General features: G+C 27.9%; 17 protein-coding genes and 1 riboswitch. Of the genes, 7 read left to right on the plus strand and 10 right to left on the minus strand.

Translation table 11 applies throughout. The features are described from left to right. From queE to ACYUET_RS04455, 4 genes are read right to left on the minus strand one after another with little or no spacing between them, the layout of a single operon-like run. Positions 1-666 carry a putative 7-carboxy-7-deazaguanine synthase QueE gene (gene queE / locus ACYUET_RS04440; protein ID WP_460278035.1) on the minus strand — a complete coding sequence of 222 codons (666 nt, stop codon included), beginning with the start codon at positions 664-666 and terminating at the stop codon, positions 1-3. Between the two features lies 1 nt (position 667). Continuing rightward, the gene (queD, locus tag ACYUET_RS04445; RefSeq protein WP_460278036.1) at positions 668-1,099 is read right to left on the minus strand and encodes a 6-carboxytetrahydropterin synthase QueD; all 432 of its coding nucleotides are present in this window, start codon (positions 1,097-1,099) and stop codon (positions 668-670) included. A 19-nt stretch (positions 1,100-1,118) separates the two neighbouring features. Continuing rightward, a complete protein-coding gene (locus ACYUET_RS04450) occupies positions 1,119-1,877 on the minus strand; it encodes an acyl-CoA dehydratase activase (RefSeq protein ID WP_460278037.1) in 759 nt (252 codons plus the stop codon). Then, positions 1,874-2,875 carry a 2-hydroxyacyl-CoA dehydratase family protein gene (locus ACYUET_RS04455; protein ID WP_460278038.1) on the minus strand — a complete coding sequence of 334 codons (1,002 nt, stop codon included), beginning with the start codon at positions 2,873-2,875 and terminating at the stop codon, positions 1,874-1,876. The genes ACYUET_RS04450 and ACYUET_RS04455 overlap by 4 nt, the downstream gene beginning before the upstream one ends. A gap of 387 nt (positions 2,876-3,262) precedes the next feature. On the opposite strand from ACYUET_RS04455, the gene ACYUET_RS04460 reads away from it, so the two are divergent. The 3 genes from ACYUET_RS04460 to ACYUET_RS04470 all read left to right on the plus strand — a co-directional run bounded on the left by ACYUET_RS04460 (position 3,263) and on the right by ACYUET_RS04470 (position 5,599). Then, a complete protein-coding gene (locus tag ACYUET_RS04460) occupies positions 3,263-3,550 on the plus strand; it encodes a DUF503 domain-containing protein (RefSeq protein WP_460278039.1) in 288 nt (95 codons plus the stop codon). Between the two features lie 502 nt (positions 3,551-4,052). Continuing rightward, complete coding sequence (motA, locus tag ACYUET_RS04465) at positions 4,053-4,832, plus strand: flagellar motor stator protein MotA (protein ID WP_460278040.1); 780 nt, start codon at positions 4,053-4,055, stop codon at positions 4,830-4,832. A gap of 23 nt (positions 4,833-4,855) precedes the next feature. Then, positions 4,856-5,599 carry a flagellar motor protein MotB gene (locus ACYUET_RS04470; RefSeq protein ID WP_460278041.1) on the plus strand — a complete coding sequence of 248 codons (744 nt, stop codon included), beginning with the start codon at positions 4,856-4,858 and terminating at the stop codon, positions 5,597-5,599. An 81-nt stretch (positions 5,600-5,680) separates the two neighbouring features. Here the strand turns inward: ACYUET_RS04470 and ACYUET_RS04475 are convergent, their stop codons facing one another. The 3 genes from ACYUET_RS04475 to ACYUET_RS04485 are packed head-to-tail and all read right to left on the minus strand — an operon-like array spanning position 5,681 to position 7,982. Further along, positions 5,681-6,412, minus strand: a complete 732-nt coding sequence (locus ACYUET_RS04475) for an ATP-binding cassette domain-containing protein (protein ID WP_460278042.1) — start codon at positions 6,410-6,412, stop codon at positions 5,681-5,683. A 20-nt stretch (positions 6,413-6,432) separates the two neighbouring features. Beyond that, positions 6,433-7,341, minus strand: a complete 909-nt coding sequence (locus ACYUET_RS04480; protein ID WP_460278043.1) for a glycine betaine ABC transporter substrate-binding protein — start codon at positions 7,339-7,341, stop codon at positions 6,433-6,435. After that, entirely contained in the window at positions 7,341-7,982 is a 642-nt protein-coding gene (locus ACYUET_RS04485; protein ID WP_460278044.1) for an ABC transporter permease, read from the minus strand. The genes ACYUET_RS04480 and ACYUET_RS04485 overlap by 1 nt, the downstream gene beginning before the upstream one ends. 384 nt (positions 7,983-8,366) lie before the next feature. Here ACYUET_RS04485 and ACYUET_RS04490 point away from each other — a divergent pair, with 384 nt between their 5' ends. Continuing rightward, on the plus strand, positions 8,367-8,960 hold the full coding sequence (locus ACYUET_RS04490) for a hypothetical protein (protein WP_460278045.1): 594 nt from the start codon (positions 8,367-8,369) through the stop codon (positions 8,958-8,960). A 70-nt stretch (positions 8,961-9,030) separates the two neighbouring features. Here the strand turns inward: ACYUET_RS04490 and ACYUET_RS04495 are convergent, their stop codons facing one another. Beyond that, on the minus strand, positions 9,031-10,320 hold the full coding sequence (locus tag ACYUET_RS04495; RefSeq protein ID WP_460278046.1) for an alpha-amylase family glycosyl hydrolase: 1,290 nt from the start codon (positions 10,318-10,320) through the stop codon (positions 9,031-9,033). 284 nt (positions 10,321-10,604) lie between these two features. Continuing rightward, positions 10,605-10,780: riboswitch (Lysine riboswitch) on the plus strand. A gap of 214 nt (positions 10,781-10,994) precedes the next feature. Here ACYUET_RS04495 and ACYUET_RS04500 point away from each other — a divergent pair. Next, entirely contained in the window at positions 10,995-12,485 is a 1,491-nt protein-coding gene (locus ACYUET_RS04500; RefSeq protein WP_460278047.1) for an amino acid permease, read from the plus strand. Between the two features lie 143 nt (positions 12,486-12,628). Here ACYUET_RS04500 and ACYUET_RS04505 read toward each other — a convergent pair whose 3' ends face one another. Continuing rightward, the gene (locus tag ACYUET_RS04505) at positions 12,629-14,632 is read right to left on the minus strand and encodes a leucine-rich repeat domain-containing protein (protein ID WP_460278048.1); all 2,004 of its coding nucleotides are present in this window, start codon (positions 14,630-14,632) and stop codon (positions 12,629-12,631) included. A 479-nt stretch (positions 14,633-15,111) separates the two neighbouring features. On the opposite strand from ACYUET_RS04505, the gene ACYUET_RS04510 reads away from it, so the two are divergent. Together ACYUET_RS04510 and hydG are read left to right on the plus strand one after the other, a co-directional pair. Beyond that, on the plus strand, positions 15,112-15,360 hold the full coding sequence (locus ACYUET_RS04510) for a TM1266 family iron-only hydrogenase system putative regulator (protein WP_460278049.1): 249 nt from the start codon (positions 15,112-15,114) through the stop codon (positions 15,358-15,360). Positions 15,361-15,427: 67 nt separating this feature from the next. Next, positions 15,428-16,846 (plus strand): [FeFe] hydrogenase H-cluster radical SAM maturase HydG, encoded by a 1,419-nt coding sequence (hydG, locus tag ACYUET_RS04515; protein ID WP_460278050.1) that lies wholly within the window; start codon positions 15,428-15,430, stop codon positions 16,844-16,846. A gap of 384 nt (positions 16,847-17,230) precedes the next feature. On the opposite strand, the gene ACYUET_RS04520 is transcribed toward hydG, so the two are convergent. Next, positions 17,231-19,171 (minus strand): [FeFe] hydrogenase, group A, encoded by a 1,941-nt coding sequence (locus ACYUET_RS04520; RefSeq protein ID WP_460278051.1) that lies wholly within the window; start codon positions 19,169-19,171, stop codon positions 17,231-17,233. Positions 19,172-19,176 lie beyond the last annotated feature (5 nt).

Here is a 19,176-nt window from a genome sequence, read left to right on the forward strand (position 1 = left end):
TTATACACCTCTCTTACTTGGTTCCCATATAACTTTATGAAGTTGTATTTGTAAATTAACTTTATTCATATTGTTTTCTTTCATAAATTCTACTATGTCATTCATATTAATTTTCCCGAACACAGGACTAATATATACACTAGTTTTGTCTACAAGATTATAAGTATCAATTATATGTTTTGCTTTTTTTAAATCTTCAATACTACCTGATACAAATTTCACTGTATCTTTATCAGTTAAATACTTAAAATTTTCTAAATTCATTTTATCTTCCATATTACTTGAAGGAAGTTTATAATCCATCGTGAAACTTGGTAGATTTTCCATAGTTGAAAACTTATCTATTAATACACTTCCATTAGTTTCTATCTCTACATGAAGTTTATTATCTTTAGATAATAGTTCTAACAGCTCTAATATTCCTTCTTGAAGAAGAGGTTCTCCTCCAGTTAAAGTTATATTTCTAACTTTTGTTGATTTAATGTATTCATATATTTCCTCAGAAGACATTAATTCATAAGAAACATTTTTTTCATTTGCCCAAGTTGTATCACAATAGCTGCAATTTAAATTACATCCTGCAAACCTTATAAACACTGCTAATTGTCCACAAAGGCGTCCTTCCCCATTAATACTTACAAACTTCTCAACCACTTTAAAATTCACTTTAACATCTCTCACTTTCTTCATATGCAGCACTATTTGTAGGAGTTTCATAAACCGTAGCTCTCTTTACGTTATACCCTTTATCTTTCATTATTTTAAAGAAAAATGCTGCAAAATTTTCAGCTGTTGGTCTAAAATTTACCTCTATCACTCTAAAACTATCTTGTTTTATACAATTTAAAGTTTCTTCTCTCATAGTATTTTCTTGTATAATAAGTGCGTGATCATAATAATCTACCATTTCTTTAACATCTTTTTTTAAATCTCCAAAATCTATAACCATGCCATCAAGTTGGCCACCTTTTACTAAAGTTTCTCCTTGTATTTCAATTTCTACTTTCCATCTATGTCCATGAATATTTCCACATTTCCCTTCATATCCAGCAAGAAAATGTGCACTATCAAAGCTGTGTTCTGCTTTTAAAATATACATAATTATTTCCTCCAATAACCTATAGCACCTTAGTTCCATAATAGCAGCATCCAATTGCTCCATTAAACTGTGGCTCTTTTACTTCTATTATTTCTTCATAATCATTTTTTAAATATTTTTTTATTGAAGAGTTAGTTGCAACTCCACCAGTTAAGATTAATTTTTTTCCTCTAAATTTACTTAAAAGAGGAAGTAGCCTCTTATAAAGAGAATAGTTAACCCCTGCGCATAATCTTTCTATACTTATACCTTCAGCTATCTTTCCTATTAATTCTGATTCAGAAAATACTGCACAAGTTGAATTTAAATCAACAGGATCCTCTGAATATTTACTCATTTCATCAATAGATATTTCAAGTACATTAGCCATATTTTCTAAGTATCTTCCACAAGAAGCAGCACATTTTTCATTAAGCTCTAAATCTCCAATAATTCCCTTCTCTACTTTAACTACTTTAACATCCTGTCCTCCTATATCTAAAAGAATAAAATCTTTTAATTCAGTTTGATAAACAGCTCCATAAATATGAGCTTTTAATTCATTTATAGGAGTAAACAGTTTTAAATCTGTATTATTTTTTCCATAGCCTGTTGAAACAGCTTTATCTATTTTTCCTATATTGAGTTTTTCTAAATCAACTACTACTTTTCCATCAAAATTGCAATAATCTCTATAGAAACTCATTGTACTTATTTTTTTCTTTTCTATTATCTTATTATCTTCCATTAAGACAATTTTAACTTCCCTACTACCAAGGTCTATTCCTAATACTCTCATTTTTTAATCTCCTTTAAATCCAATAGCATATCAAGAAAAGCTTCTAATCTAAGTTTTGTTCTTGCATCTAATGTATTTAATTTATCTCCTTCAATATTCAATATTGGAATATCTAACTGACTTTTTAATACTATATCCTCAACTGCTCTATGACAAAAAGCTTGAGTATAATGAATTATTCCATCCAATTTTCTCTCTTTAATCTGCCTTTTTAATTCTTTAAGTCTAAATTCAGTATTGTAAGGATAAGTATAATCATAATATTGCTCAAATATATTTAATGCTTTATCGGCTCTAGGAAATGCAAATTCTCTTTGCACTTCATTGTATACAAAATGAGAATTTAAATTTTCAACAAACTCATATATATCGCCAGTCATAGGGGGAACACCAATATATCCGAGTCTTAGCTTTTTATTTAGAGGTTCTCTTTTCTTTATATCATCAATAGCATTTTTTAAATCTTTCTCAAAAAAATTTAAGTCTCCATTTAAATCACTTAAACTTACTTGATATAAATGATTTTCAAATCCTCTAGCTTTGTTATGTAAATACGTTAATTCATCAATTTCTTTTGATAATTTTCTAATCTCATTTAGCCTTTTTCTAACCTTTTCAACTTCTTCATAAGTTACATTAAATATAGTCATAAACTTTCTTATTTCATTTTCTATATCTTCTTTTTCATGACTATGTGGAAATGAGAATGGATAAACCTTAATCCCTTTTAACTTAAGTACATCAATAAGAACTTTTGTATTAGAACAATCGCCTTCCATAACTCCAACTATCTCTTTAATGTCATTTTCTATGCATGCACCATAAATCCCCTTTATCCATGCACATAAACTTTTAGGAAAACCATCTCTTTCTGCTATATCTATATATTTCGCATAATCAGTAGAAGTTATAAACAGATTATTTAAATCTACAGGTGTATATCCTGCTGCAATAAGAATTTCTACTGGAACTGTTGTTGTTAATCCTATCTTTTTCATAATCAAGACCTCCTTACATTGGTAAAGGGCAAAAATTTTATATTAATAACCATTTTTTACAAATAAAAAAAGGGCAAAAACCGCCCTTAAACAAAAAAACTACCTATTACGGGTAGTTAAGCCCTAGTTTTGTTTATAGACAGGATGGTACACGAACTGTCTCTACCATTATTCAATACACTTAAATTCTACTATACACTCTTTTGTAAGTCAAATTTATTTTATATTATAACTTATAAGAATAAATATCTTTTAGGAGACTTATAATATATTTATAAATTACAAGAAGTTGTTAATGTATTTATTCGTAAACATTATAAAAATATAATGTTGCTACACATAAAATTTTAATAAATTTTATAAGTCTTATAGATGAGGAGATGCTCTATGAAAATATTATTAATAAAAGTAATCTTAAGAGCTAGCTGGGTTCATTCATTAAAAGAAAAAAGAATGGTTGTTAAAAGTATAATCCAAAGATTAAAAAATAAATTTAATATATCTGTTGGAGAAATTGATAATCAAGATATACATCAAACTATTGTAATCGGAATTGCAGGTGTTTGCAGCACAAATGCACAGATAGATTCTACTCTTGAAAATATTATAAATTTTATAGAGGTTAATACTGATGCTGAAATCATAAATATAGAAACTGATAAAGATATCTTTTAAAATACACATCTATCATTTTAATTACTATAAAATTTTTATTAATATGCTTCAAATCTGTCTTTTCTAATATTTTGAAATCCTATTCACTATATTTCCCATTTATTATTCTTAATTTATAATTAAAGTTATACCTAATATTTGACGAAATATATATTATAATAACTTTTTTATATAATGTCTATTAAAAATAGATTATTTAATAATAATGTGAATTTTTGTCGAATTTTTTCTAAAATACAGTTTTAGCTTTACAAATATTGTGGTATTATAGCTGTATGAAAAAAATTTATAAAATGCTAAAAAATAAAATTATTAGAAAAATTAATTAATTTATAGATACTTTTAGTAAATACATAAATTATAACTTTATACATATTTGTATTATATTTTTAAATATAATTTCTCTTTTATAATGTACAAGCATTATTAGAGTGTCTATGTAATTTATTTTTCTATATTTTATTTTTCATAATTTTAAACATATATTCCGGGGGGTATAAACATGGATATTTTTTTAATTATAGGTGTTATTACTGGTCTTCTTGCAGTAGTTGTAGGAATGATCGTAAAAGGTGCCAATGTTGCCGTATTATTAAATCCTGCTGCAGCTATTATAATTCTTGTTGGTACTAGTGCAGCAGTAATGAACTCTTTTCCTAAAAAGGAATTCCTTTCAATTCCTAAAATTATGGGAGTTCTTTTTAAAGAAAAAAAAGGTGAAGATCCAGTTTCTATAATAAAACAAATTGTTGAAATCTCACAATTAACTAGAAAAAATGGATTATTATCACTTGAAGGTACAGTACAAAAAATGGAAAATAAGTTTATGAAAAAAGGTTTAGAAATGGTAGTTGATGGATTAGAATCTGAAGTTATAAGAGAAACTTTAGAGATGGAAATTGAAAGTACAGAAGCCAGACATCGTAATGGTGCTGCTATTTTTACATCAGCAGGTGGAGCTGCACCAACACTTGGAGTTTTAGGAGCCGTTGTTGGTCTAATTGGTGCTCTTGGTAACTTAAATGATGTTGAAAAATTAGGCCATATGATAGCTGGAGCATTCGTTGCAACTCTTTATGGTATTTTCTTTGGATATGTAGTTTGTCATCCTTTTGCTTCTAGATTAAAAAGAAAATCTCATGAAGAGATAAGTAATATGAATATTATATACGAAGGAGTTTTAGCTATTCAATCTGGTGCAAATCCAAAAAGTATTGAAAGAAAGTTAGTTGGTATGTTAGAACCAAAAGATAGAGATCAAATTAAGAGTACGGATGATTAATTTTAAGACAAAGGAGAATAATCATGAAAAAGAAAAAAGAACATCATGAAGAACATGTTGATGAAACATGGCTTATTCCGTATGCAGATATGCTAACTCTTTTATTAGCTTTATTTATTGTTATGTTTGCTATGAGTAAAGTAGATAATCAAAAATTACAACAAGCTAGTGAACAATTTAGTGTTATATTTTCAAGTAATAGTGGTCTAATTGGACAAGGTGGTAATCAAAGTGCTCCTATAGAAAATTCACCTACACCAGAAGTTAGCCCTGCTGCAACTGAAGATGGTAAAATGACTGAAGTAAAGCAGATGTTAGAAAAAGAGATTAAACAAGAAGGATATTCTGATAAAGTTAAAGTTGATTTAAATGAAGGTGGATTAGAGGTTGCTATACAAGATGTTATACTGTTTAATTCAGGTGACGCAAATGTATTAAAAGACGTATCTCCATTACTTTTAAAAATTTCAGGTATGCTTAAAGGCTTAGATAATAATATTAAAATTGTAGGACATACAGATAACGTACCAATTAGTAATTCAAATTTCCGTTCTAATTGGGATTTAAGTGCAATACGTGCTATAAATGTAATGAATTTTATGGTTAGTTCAGGAGGAATTACTCAAGATAAAATATCAATTGAGGCTTATGCAGATCAAAAACCTAAGTTTGATAATTCTACTGAGGACGGTAAAGCCAAAAATCGAAGAGTAGAAATTTTTGTAGGACGTAAGTATCCAGCAAAAACAGCAGAAAATAAACAATAAAATATTATTAAAAAAGCTGAAAACTAGACTTTGTCTAGTTTTCAGCTTTTTTAGTTTAAGATATAATTAAAAGATTTTTTTCTATGCACTAATTAGTTCTCTTACAAAATCTGTTTTAGGATTCTCCTTTATTTCCTGAGGAGTACCAATTTGTATTGTTCTACCCTTATCCATCACAAGTACTCTAGTTCCAAGCTTTAATGCTTCTTTAATATCATGAGTAATAAATACAATTGTCACATTAAGTTCATTGTAGATACGTAATATTTCTTCCTGCAATAATTTTCGGGTTATTTCGTCGACCGCTCCAAATGGTTCATCCATAAGTAATATATCTGGTGAAGCTGCCAAAGCCCTTGCAATACCGACTCTCTGGCGCTGTCCACCTGAAAGTTCACTTGGGTATCGTTCTAACATCTCTTCACTTAAACCAACAACTCTTATTAAACTTTTAACTTTAGATAATATTTTGCTTTTATTATCTTTCTTTATTAAATTAGGTACATAAGATATATTTTTTCTTATATTCATATGTGGAAATAATCCCACTCCTTGAATAACATAACCAATCTTTCTTCTTAATTGAATTTGATTTACATGTGAAATATCTTCTCCATTTACATAGACTTTACCACTATCTGGTGTAAGTAATCCATTTATAAGTTTTAATACTGTCGTCTTACCACAACCTGAACTACCTATTATAGTTAAAAATTCACCTTTATTTATATTTAAATTAAAATTATTTAATATTAGATTATTACCATATCTCTTTAAAACACTTTCAAGTTGTATAGCCTCTTGATTTTCCATAAATCCTTCTCCCTTTGATATTATTGTTTTAATAGTCCCTTACTAATTAAAAATTCTTTGGCAACGTCTCTTTCTCCAATTCCTTCTGAATCTACTTTGTTATTTAATTGTGCCATTTCTTTATCAGTTAAAATGTTTTCCATTTTCATTAAAACCTCTTCTAGTTCAGGATGTTTTTTAAGTATATCTTTACGTACAACAGTTCCACAATAATATGTGTTATAGAAGTCTTTATCATCTTTAAGTATCACAACATCAGAATTAGCAAGCTGTCCATCTGTTGTAAATACATTCATTACATCTATTTCCTTAGAATTTATAGACTTATATTTAAGACCAATATCCATATCACATGACTTTTTAAATTTTAATCCATAAGTAGAACATAATGCATCATACCCGTCTTCTCTTTCATAGAAATCATACTCTGATCCAAACGTAAGATCTTGTGCATATTCTACAAGATCAGAATAAGTATTGATATTATATTTTTCTGCAATATCTCTTCTTACTACCAATCCATAAGTATTATTAAATCCATATAATCCTATCCAGTTTAAATTATATTTACTCTCATATTTTTCTGTAAGATTTTTATATAATGTTTTATCATCTGGAATTCCCTGTTCTTTTAGTACAAAACTCCAACCAGTCCCCGTATATTCTGGATAAAGGTCAAAGTCACCTTTTACAATAGCAGGATGTATATTACTTGTTCCTCCACCTACTCCCTTAATTATTTGCACCTTTAAGTCAGTATTATTCTCAATAAGTAATGCTAACATCTCTCCTAAAATAAATTGTTCAGTCATTGGCTTAGTAGCTATCTTAATAGTTGAACTTTTATTTGAGCACCCTAACATTGAAATTGCCAAAATAAATACTATCAATACAGAAAACTTTTTATAATGTTTTTTTAAATTTTTCATTATATTAACTTCCATCTCCTTTTAATTATTTTTTCGATACTTCCAATAATAAAATCAGCTATTAATGCTAATAAGGCTATTAATAAACTTCCCGCAATTGTCATAGAAGTATTATTAGTAGTTATTCCTCTATAAATAGCAACACCAAGTCCACCTGCTCCAATAAAAGAAGCAATACCTGCAAGTGCAATTGTCATAACTACCATATTTCTAAGTCCTGATAAAATTGCTGTAGTAGCCAAAGGAAGTTTAACTTTATATACTATTTCAAAAGGTGTACTTCCCATCCCTTTAGCTGATTCAATTATTGAATAGTCTATATTTTCTATACCTGCATATGTATTTCTAACCATAGGTAACAATGCATATATTGTAAGTGCTATTATAGCTGTTGTATTTCCAATCCCTGAAAAAGGAATTAAAAAACCAAGAAGTGATATTGATGGAATTGTATAAATAAAACTTGTTATACCAAGAATAAATGGAGATGTCTTTTTATACTCACTAATTAAAACTCCTAATATTAATCCTATTATTCCTGCTATTAGTATTGAAATTCCTGAAATTTTTAAGTGTTCAATTATTAACTTTAGGAAAAAATCCCATCTAGAAATATATAACTGAAATACTTCTCTAATCATTTAACCCTCCAAAATTTCTCTTAATTATGAGTTATCTTTTATGTTAATCATAAATATAACTAATCTAAATAAAGTTTTTTTACTATATTATTCTTATAAAATGAAAAAATTCTCTTAAATTACTTTTAAAGAATTAATATACTTAATTTAATAATAATTTAATTTACTATAATTTATTCTTTTTTGCTTTATATTTAAATTACATTATTTCTAGATATCTTTAAATATATTTATATTTTTTATATAAAAAGGTTAAGATATAAATAAACATCAGAGTATATTTTTAAATATCAACATCTACTAAAAATATATAAAAACAACAAAATTCTTATATAAATCTATTTAGCCTTTAATAAATAGATTTCTAGAAAGGATTGGATTTCTATGATTAATAAAAATAAAATAACTATTGGAATAGCACTATTATTTGAATTAGTATTAATAATTACAGCTACTTCAAATATTTTATCAAAGCAATGGAATAATTTACTTTTATCTATCCTAGCAATTATATGTATAATACTTCCTTTTGCTATTACTCATATTGCTAATGTAAAAAATATAGTCTTACCTTCTAGTTTTAATATAATAGCTTTATTATTTATTTTTCTATCACTATACTTTGGAGAAATTAAAAAATTCTACGTTATGCTATGGTGGTGGGATGTATTTCTCCATTCTGTATTTGGAATATATGGAGTTATTATAGCATTACATTTAATAAAAGGAATTATTGTAAAAGACAACAATGTTACACAGAGAAGATTTGGTATTTTGGCTGTAATATTAGCATTCACTTTTTCAATTGCTTTAGGTACTTTGTGGGAAATATTCGAGTTTTCAGGCACTTATCTATTTAAAATTGATATGCTTGGTGGAGGATTTGAAGATACAATGTCAGATCTTATGGTAAAAAGTTTATCTGCTTTTATAACTTCTGTAATATGTTATTATAGAAATTTTAGGATAAAAAAATAGATACAATCTCAAAAATATATTTTTTAAAATTGTATCTATAAATAATTGTTTCTAATATAAAATATAACTTTTATTTAAACAATTTAATAATTATCGGTTTTCCTGATACTCTAATTTTCCCCTCATTTACTTCTAACTCAGAATTATCAATTAAATTTAAATATTTTCCGTTATTAAGTTCAACTGGTATATCAGCTTTGTTTCCTCTTATGCTAAATATTCCAATAACCTTTTCATCCTCCGTTTCATATTTTCCGATAATAATATCTGAATCATTGTCACATTCTAAGGTGTAATCTCCCACTATAAAAATTCGATCTTTTTTTATCTTATAAAGGCATTTCATTAATTCTGAAATATCATATCCTGTATTCCAATTAACCTTATCAATCTCAAATAAATTTGGTCTAATAACATTTTCTTTTTCTTGACCTGCATAAATAAGAGTTGTTCCCTTTTGAAAATATAAAAATGCTGTTAAGTTCTTTAATTCTTCTTCATCTTTAAGTCTACTCTTAATTCTAGGTTGATCATGATTTTCTAAAAATCTTAATTTAATATAATTAACTGGATAAATGCAATCTTGAAAATTAAGTATATTAATATAATCACTTAAACTAATTTTACCATCAATATACTTATTAAAAAAACTAAGTATGTCATAATCATAAGTAATATCAAATGCTTTATATATTTCACTATCTGAATGCCCTACAAATCCTTGTTTTCTATTTAACTTTATATATCCAGGCTCTACTGTTTCCGATAACCATATGCATTCTGGATGAAGTGAATTTATCTCTTTTCTAGCCTTTTCCCAAAATTCAATTGGAACTAAAGAGGCTACATCACATCTAAATCCATCTACTATTTCTGCCCACATTTTAAGAGTATCTATTTGATAATTCCATAATTCCTTATTATTATAATCAAGATCTATTACATCCTCCCAGTCTCCAACTTTATTTCCTAAGTTTCCATCAGCTTTCTTATAAAAATATTCAATATGATTTTTAACAAGCCATGAATCAAGAGAAGTATGATTGTAGACAACATCTATTATACATTTCATATCAAGGCTATGTATTTCATTAACCAACTCTTTAAAATCATCTATTATACCATATTCATCATTAACATTCCTGTAATCTTTTATAGAATACGGACAACCTAATGAACCTTTTTTCCCCTCTACACCAATTGGATGAATAGGCATAAACCATATAATATCTGTTCCTAATTCTTTAATACGTTTTAAGTCTTTTTGAACACCTTTGAATGTCCCTTCTTCACTATGATTTCGTACATAAACACAATAAATTATTTGATTTCTTAAATTAATATTTGTATTAACTGCCATATAAATTCCCCCTTAATTACCTCTTAATACTATAATAGAATCTTATCTAATATATTTCTTGCTCTATTTTGAAAAATAATAATACAATTTTGATAATTAAGTCTGCTATATTAAATTATTATTGTTAACTTAAATTTAATAATTATTAAAGTAATTAATCACAATTTAAATTAACAATATATTATATTTATATAAAAAAATTAAATTTTAAAAATATTTTTTTATTTTGTATTGACTTATTTATAATTTTACTCCATAATTACGGTATAAACTAACAAGTAGATAACTGAGATAGAGGTGCGAAATTTAATAGTAGTATTATGGAGGTAAGCTCAATGAAGTAATACGAAAGGAACTTTCGCCGAAGTAAATAGTTAAATTGCTTTAATACTATTTACTGGTCTTATATAAAATATATATAAGACTGTCACAAATTCTTTTGTGGAGAGCTATTTTCAATGGAAATTTACGTTATTTGTTATATTGGTTTAATATAACAAATTCGTATTTGTGTCATGAGTGTGCTCTCATGGCATTTTTTTATTGTTTTAATTTACATTCAAAGTCTAATAGACAAGCTTTTTTGTTTATAGTTTCCTTTGAATGTATCAACCTTTAATATTATCTTAGTTACTTACTTATGGAAATTTAAAACCATAAGGAGGATAAATAAAATGAGTCAAGAAAATCACGAATTAAAAAGAAGTTTAAAAGCACGACACTTAAACATGATAGCTATAGGAGGTTCTATTGGTACTGGTATATTCCTAGCAATGGGTGATACCTTACATCAAGCAGGTCCTGGAGGAGCGCTTCTAGCTTATGCATTAGTAAGTATTATGGTGTACTTTCTAATAACTAGCTTAGGAGAAATGGCAACTTATATGCCAACATCTGGTTCTTTCAGTTCATATGCTAATAGATTTATTGATCCAGCACTTGGATTTGCACTTGGTTGGAACTATTGGTATAACTGGGCTATAACAATAGCAGCTGAAATGGTTGCAGGTTCTTTAATTATGAAATATTGGTTTCCAAATGTAAATGCCCTATTCTGGAGTATATTATTTTTAGCAATAATAGTTGGTTTAAATATTTTGTCATCAAGAGCATATGGTGAATCAGAATACTGGTTTGCTGGAATTAAAGTAGTTACTGTTCTTGTATTTTTAGCAATTGGTATTTTAATGATTTTAGGTATAATGGGTGGAGAAGAAACTGGTTTTCACAATTATTTTTTAGCTGATGGGCCATTCCATGGAGGGGTTAAGTCTATATTTTCTATATTCTTAATTGCAGGTTTTTCATTTCAAGGAACTGAGCTTATAGGCGTTGCTGCTGGTGAAAGTGAAAATCCCGAAAAAACTATACCAAAGGCTATACATTCAATATTTTGGAGAATATTAATATTTTATTTAGGAACAATAATTGTTTTAGGTGCTATAATTCCTTTTACTAAAGCAGGTGTTGAAACAAGTCCATTTACAATGGTGTTTGAAAAAGCTGGTATAGCAGGTGCTGCTTCATTAATGAATGCAATTATATTAACTTCTGTATTATCTGCTGGTAACTCTGGTATGTATGCATCAAGTAGAATGCTTTTTTCAATGGCTAAAGAAGGTATGGCTCCTAAGATTTTCTCTAAAACTAATAAAAGAGGAGTACCTATAAATGCTGTAATTTTAACTACTCTAGTTGCTTCTGCTTGCTTTTTAACTGGTATATTTGCAGAAAGTACAGTTTATGTTTGGTTAGTTGCTGCATCTGGTCTTGCTGGATTTGTAGCTTGGGTGGGTATAGCTGTATGTCACTATAGATTTAGAAAAGCATTTATTCATCAAGGTAAAAATTTAAAAGATTTAAAATACAAAGCTATATTGTATCCATTTGGACCAATACTTGCATTAATAATGTGTATAATTATAATGTTAGGTCAAGGATATTCATGTATAAAACCTGAAGGAATTGATTGGTATGGTTTAATTGCATCTTATATAGGAATTCCACTATTCCTTGTACTTTATATAGGTTATAAAATAAAGCATAAAACTAAAATTATTCCTTTAGATGATGTTGATTTAAATTTCTCTGAAGATAATAATGATAATACTACTGATTTAGATGAAGTTAAATTTGATAATTTTCAATCAGCTGAATTAAATTAGTAAAAAATAATATAATTAATAAGAGAAGGCTGAAAATTAGATGAAATCTAGTTTTCAGCCTTTTTAAAGTAAATTCAAATGTTAATGAACTTTATACTACCAACATTAACTTAAAACATAGCTATAAAAGTTTTTCTATAAAATTATTGAACCCATGCTCCACTTGAATTAACATAATAACCATTTATTGTTGTATTGCTGGCCATTGTACCATCATAATAAAGATAATACCAATTTCCGCCTTCATTAATCCATCCTCTTTTCATTATTCCTTTATAGCCATCTGATAATGGATTAAAATAATACCAATACCCATTTATTCTTTGCCAGCCTGTTAACATAGCTCCTTTATAACCATTTGAAACTGGGTTCAGATAATAAATAGCTCCATTAAGATTTATAAATCCTGTAGCCATCTGACCATTTCCGTAAAAATAATACCATTGTCCATTTTCTTCAAGCCATCCATTTCTCTTAGTTCCATCACTCCAAAGCCAATACCAATTTTCTCCTTCTTGATGCCATCCCTGTTTTACTGTTGAAGTCGGTATCTGTTGTATTTTTCCAGAATCTGTAGAGGTTTCACTAGTACTTTCATCTGGTTTAACCTTAGCTCCATCCCCTGTTAAAGTTGTCCCTCCAGGAAAAGCATTTTTCCCAATACTTTTTACGCTTCCAGGAATTTCAACTTTGCGAATATTAGTACAAGATTCAAATGCGCTCTCCCCTATTCTTTTTACACTTGATGGAATCTCAACCTTATTTAAATCAAAACAAGCATTAAAAGCTTTTTTTGCAATAGCAGTTACACCATCTGGAATGATTGCCTCTTTTATATTTCCTCTAGCATATACTAAAACATCATCTATAATTACTAATCCATCTGAATTCATATGATCTTCAATCCAAGGAGTAGATCTAAAGACACCATAACTTATATCAGTTAAATTTGATGAAAATTCTATCTCATTTAATGATACACATCCATCAAAACCATAATCTATATTAGTTACGCTTGAAGGTATTTTTATGCTTTTTAGATTGATACATTGATCAAAAGTACCTAATTCTATCTTTGTTATACCATCTTCAATATCAACACTAGTTAAATTTTTACAACCACTAAATGCAGCTCTTCCTATACTTTTTACACTTGATGGGATTTTAACATTCTTTATATTTTTACAACCTGAAAATGCTCCATCTTTTATAGTTGTTACACTTTCTGGTATTTTTACATTACCAGACGCATTTACACCACTTACTAAAATACCATTTGTAATTATCAATCCATCTGAATTTGTTTCAGCATCAGTTAATGGGACTCTTTCAAAAGCACCTGTTCCTACATATGACATATTACTTGGAATTTTAATATTAGTTAATTTAGTACAATCTCTAAAAGCATAATCTCCTATACTTTTTACACTTGATGGCATTATAACCTTAGTTAAATTAGAACAACGTTCAAATGAACTTTTTCCTATACTTTTTACACCTTTTGGTATTGCTACACTAGTTATATTAGTATTAAAGAAAACGCCATCTCCTATACTTTTTATATCTGAAGGTATAGTTATATCTCCAGATGCATCTTTCCACTCCATTAAGATACCATTTATTATGACTAGTCCATCAGAATTTCTTTGATTTTCAAACCAAGGAGTTCCATTAAAAGCTTTATTACCTATACTAATTACACTTGATGGCAAATTAATATCTTTCAAGTTTTTACAATAATCAAAAGCAAAAGCATCTATCCTTTTCACACTTGATGGAATCTTAACCTTAGTGATTTCTTTTTCTCTTTTCCCAAAATTAGGATCAGTACGCACACTTGGTGTAACTACATGTCCTATACTACTTACAACAAAACCATCTAGTTCTGATGGAACTTCTATATAACTACTAACATCAACTGTTCCACAAATTTTAATTGTTCCATTTTTAAGTTTTTTATACTCCCATGTGATACCATTCTCATCAACAGCACTATGTGTTCCTTCTAATATTTCCTCAAACTGATTACTTTTATATATTGTATCATTTTGAGTATATTCATTTGTTCCTGCCCATGCAAATTGAGTGCTTGCAGAGCTAAAAGTAAGTGCTGCAGCTATTAGTCCTACTATACTTTTTTTAATCATTATTTTTCCTCCATCCTATATATTTGAATACAAAAATTCAAATAACATACTTATATGTACTGTTTAAAATAAAATATCTAACACTTTTATAATTTAATTATTTATTAGTTTATATTTCCTTAACATAGATATAATACTATTGATTCCATACATTGTCTAATATCTAGTTTCACTCTAAATACCTTATTTAAACATTCATTGACTCTAAGTTATAATAATATATTTTTTACTATTTACTTTTATAAATATATAATCATAAATTAATTTTTTGATAAAAATATTAATTTATGATAAAATTAATTTAAATCTTACTTTAAGGATATTCCTGAGAGAAAAGATAAAAGCTAACAAAATGTTCTGAAGTACATGAGGGGTCTACCCAAGTGATAAGGCAAATATATAATTAAGTATATATCTCTATGCCTTTTTTGGTATAGAGTTTTTTATTTACTTAATTTAAAGAAGGGAATGAAAATACTATGGATACAAGAATTGCATTAATAGGAATAATAGTTCATGATATAACTGCAACTGAAAAAGTAAATGTCATACTACATGATTATAATAAGTATATAATTGGAAGAATGGGACTTCCTTATAAAGAAAAAAATCTCGCTATTATAAGTATCATAGTTGATGCTAGTAATGATATTATAAGTTCATTATCTGGTAAATTGGGTATGTTAAAAGGCATAAATGTAAAAACTATGTATTCAAAAATAGATTAAATTCCCGTTAACTTTAATGTTGTCAGAACAGCTTTATTAAAATTCATATAGAAAGAAGATGTTTGACATGTATAATGTAAAATCAAATGTAGCAACTGAATTTATTAACCATGAAGAAATTTTAGAAACACTTAAATTTGCAGAAGAAAATAAGAGAAACAAAGTTTTAATCAATGAAATATTAGAAAAAGCAAAAAAGTGTAAAGGTCTTTCTCACAAAGAAGCTGCTGTGCTACTTGAATGTGACTTAGATGAAGAACTTGAAAAAATATATGATTTAGCTAAAGAGATAAAACAAAAATTCTATGGAAATAGAATAGTTATGTTTGCTCCTCTTTATTTATCAAATTATTGTGTAAATGGATGTACTTATTGTCCATATCATCACAAAAATAAACATATAAGAAGAAAAAAACTTACTCAAGAAGAAATAAAAAAAGAAGTAATTGCACTTCAAGATATGGGACATAAAAGACTTGCACTAGAAACTGGTGAAGATCCTATTAATAATCCTATTGAGTATGTTCTTGAAAGTATAAAAACTATTTATAGTATAAAACATAAAAATGGTGCAATAAGAAGAGCTAATGTTAATATAGCAGCTACAACAGTTGAAAACTACAGAAAGCTTAAAGAAGCTGGAATCGGAACATATATTTTATTCCAAGAAACTTATAATAAAGAAGCTTATGAAAAACTTCACCCAACTGGTCCAAAACATGATTATGCTTATCATACAGAAGCTATGGATAGAGCTATGGATGGTGGAATTGATGATGTCGGATGTGGTGTTTTATTTGGATTAAATCTTTATAGATATGATTTTGTTGGGCTATTAATGCACGCTGAACATTTAGAAGCTGCTAAAGGAGTTGGCCCTCATACTATAAGTGTTCCTAGAATAAGACCAGCTGATGATATAAATCCTGAAGACTTTACTAATGCTATTTCAGATGAACTATTAGAAAAAATAGTAGCTATTCTAAGAATTACAGTTCCTTACACTGGAATTATTGTTTCAACTAGAGAGTCTCAAGAAGCAAGAGAAAAATTACTAAAAGTTGGTGTTTCTCAATTAAGTGGAGGTTCTTCTACAAGTGTTGGTGGCTACTCTGAAAAAGAAAAAGAAGATGAAAATTCATCTCAATTTGATGTAAATGATAATAGAACTTTAGATGAAATAGTTAACTGGTTATTAGAAATGGGACATATCCCAAGTTTCTGTACCGCTTGCTATAGAGAAGGTAGAACTGGAGATAGATTTATGAGTCTTGTTAAGTCTGGTCAAATAGCTAACTGCTGTCAACCTAATGCTTTAATGACTTTAAAAGAATATTTAGAGGACTATGCTTCTTCAAAAACTAAAGAAAATGGAGAAAAAGTAATAGGAAAAGAAATTACTAGAATTCCAAGTGATAAAGTTAAAGAAGTAGTACTTAAACATTTAGAAGAATTAAATGAAGGCAAGCGTGATTTTAGATTCTAATTTTTAAATAACGCTATGTTTTAAGTAAAGGTTGATATTTTAGTATAAGGGCGAACTGGCATTGGAATTTGCTTTTTAGAACTCTTAAGTGAAAGTCAAAATTTTATATTTTGATACTTGAACTTACTCAGCGAATATACATGAGTCGAGTTTCCTTTTAGGCTTACAATTAATTGCTTGTCATCAATCTGTGATTGGGAGCATGCATTAATTGGACTAAGCTTTATTTTAGAATTCTTAAAGTAAATTCCCATGTCCATGAGCTTTATACTATAATATCAACCCAATTTTAAAATATAGCATTAAATAAATATAAAGAGGATGTAGTGAGATTTGTGTAAAAGCAAATCTACTACATCCTTTTTGAATTATTTTAAATAATAATTATCTCTTTTTAACTTTTGGGAAATACTTTGTATGAAGTAATTCATGAGCTTTATGACTTAATGGATGATCTAAATATTTTTCATAAAGAGCAAGTACTTCTGGATTTTCATTAGATCTTCTAAGTTCTTTAGATCTATCTATTTCATTTAAACCATCTGCTCTTTTTTCTAGAACTTGTTGTTTATTCTTTCTTATTTTAGGTTGACCACCGCCACCTACACATCCACCTACACAAGCCATAATTTCAATTGCATGGAAGAACTCTTCACCTGATCTTATTTTATCTAGCATCTTAGCTGCTTCTTTAAGTCCATGTGCAACTCCTATTCTAAGTTTAAGGTCATCAACTTCAATCTCACAAATTCTAAATCCATCCCATCCTCTAAGACCTTCAAATTCTATATTATCAATTCTTTTACCTGTCATATTTTCAATTGCAGTTCTAACAGCTGCCTCTATAACTCCACCTGTTCTACCAAAAATAATTCCTGCACCAGTATATTCACCCATAACATTGTCTATTTCTTCATCTTCAAGTTCTTTTAAATCTATACCTGAATTTTTAAATATCTTTATAAGTTCTCTTGTAGTAATTACATAATCCACATCGTAATTCATATCAACTGAAAACTCTTCTCTTGATGCTTCATATATTTTAGCAACACATGGCATAATTGCAACTGATGTTACCTCTTCTCTTGAAAATCCTTTTTCTTTTGCCCATATTTCTTTTGCTATAGTAGCGAACATTTGCATTGGTGATTTAGCTGAAGAAGGTACTTCTAGCATATCTGCATAATTCTTTTCTATAAAATTAATCCAAGAAGGACAACATGAAGTAAGTATTGGCAATTTAACACTTTTGTCTCCTGCTAAATGTTTTTCAAGTCTTTCTTGAAGCTCTGCTGCTTCTTCCATTATAGTTAAATCAGCTCCCCATGTAGTATCAAATACATAATCTACTCCTAACTTTCTAAGACCTGCTGCTAATTTCTTTTCTACATTTTCTCCTGGTTCAAATCCAAATTCTTCACCTATTGCAACTCTTATAGCTGGTGCCATTTGAGTAATTACAAGTTTATTAGGTGTAGCTAAATCTCTAAGGAATTTAATTGTATTATCTCCTGCTGTTATAGCATCAACAGGACATGCAGATATACATGCTCCACAATGGGTACATCTATTATAATCTATATTATGTTGTTTTTTTAATTCTCCTTCTATACAGTCTACAGGACATGCTCTTTTACAGCTTCCACATCCAATACATTTCTTTGTAATTGTTAATTTTATAAGATGATTACATTGTGATGTGTAACATTTCTTTTCTTCTATATGTTCTTCTATTTCATCATAAAAATTTCCTACAATTTCTTCTATTATATTATGCTTTTGATGCATTTTCTTTTTTACATCTTGTGCCATACTTCTTAAGCTATAAACATCACGCATATCAGATACGCCTTTACTTATTCTGTCTAAAACTTTTAGCATCTTAGTTATATCATCTTTAACTATTTCATAATTCTTATATGTGCCTTCTTTAATCTTGGCTAATAAATATTCTATGTAAAATTTTCCATATTGGATTATACAATCTTCTTCAGATAGAATAATAATAGCTCTACTAATATTTTCATAAAATAAGCTAAAATCAAATTCTTTATCTAAACTATCTTCATTTAAAAAACCTCCAAAAGGAATTCCTATTTGTGCTGCTTTAAAACTGCTCTTGTTTATAAGTCCTCCACAAATTTCTAATATATCCCTAAGAGTTGCACCTTCTGGAACTTCTATTATTCCTGGATTATTAATCTTCCCACAAATCGCTATACTTCTTTTCTCATTACTTGTTACTTCTTTTAGTTCTTCTTCACTAAAAGTTGAAAATACAGAACCTAATGAACTTTGTATAAAAGTATTATTTTTATATGACATAATCT

The sequence above is a fragment of the Clostridium sp. CTA-5 genome (assembly GCF_054768135.1).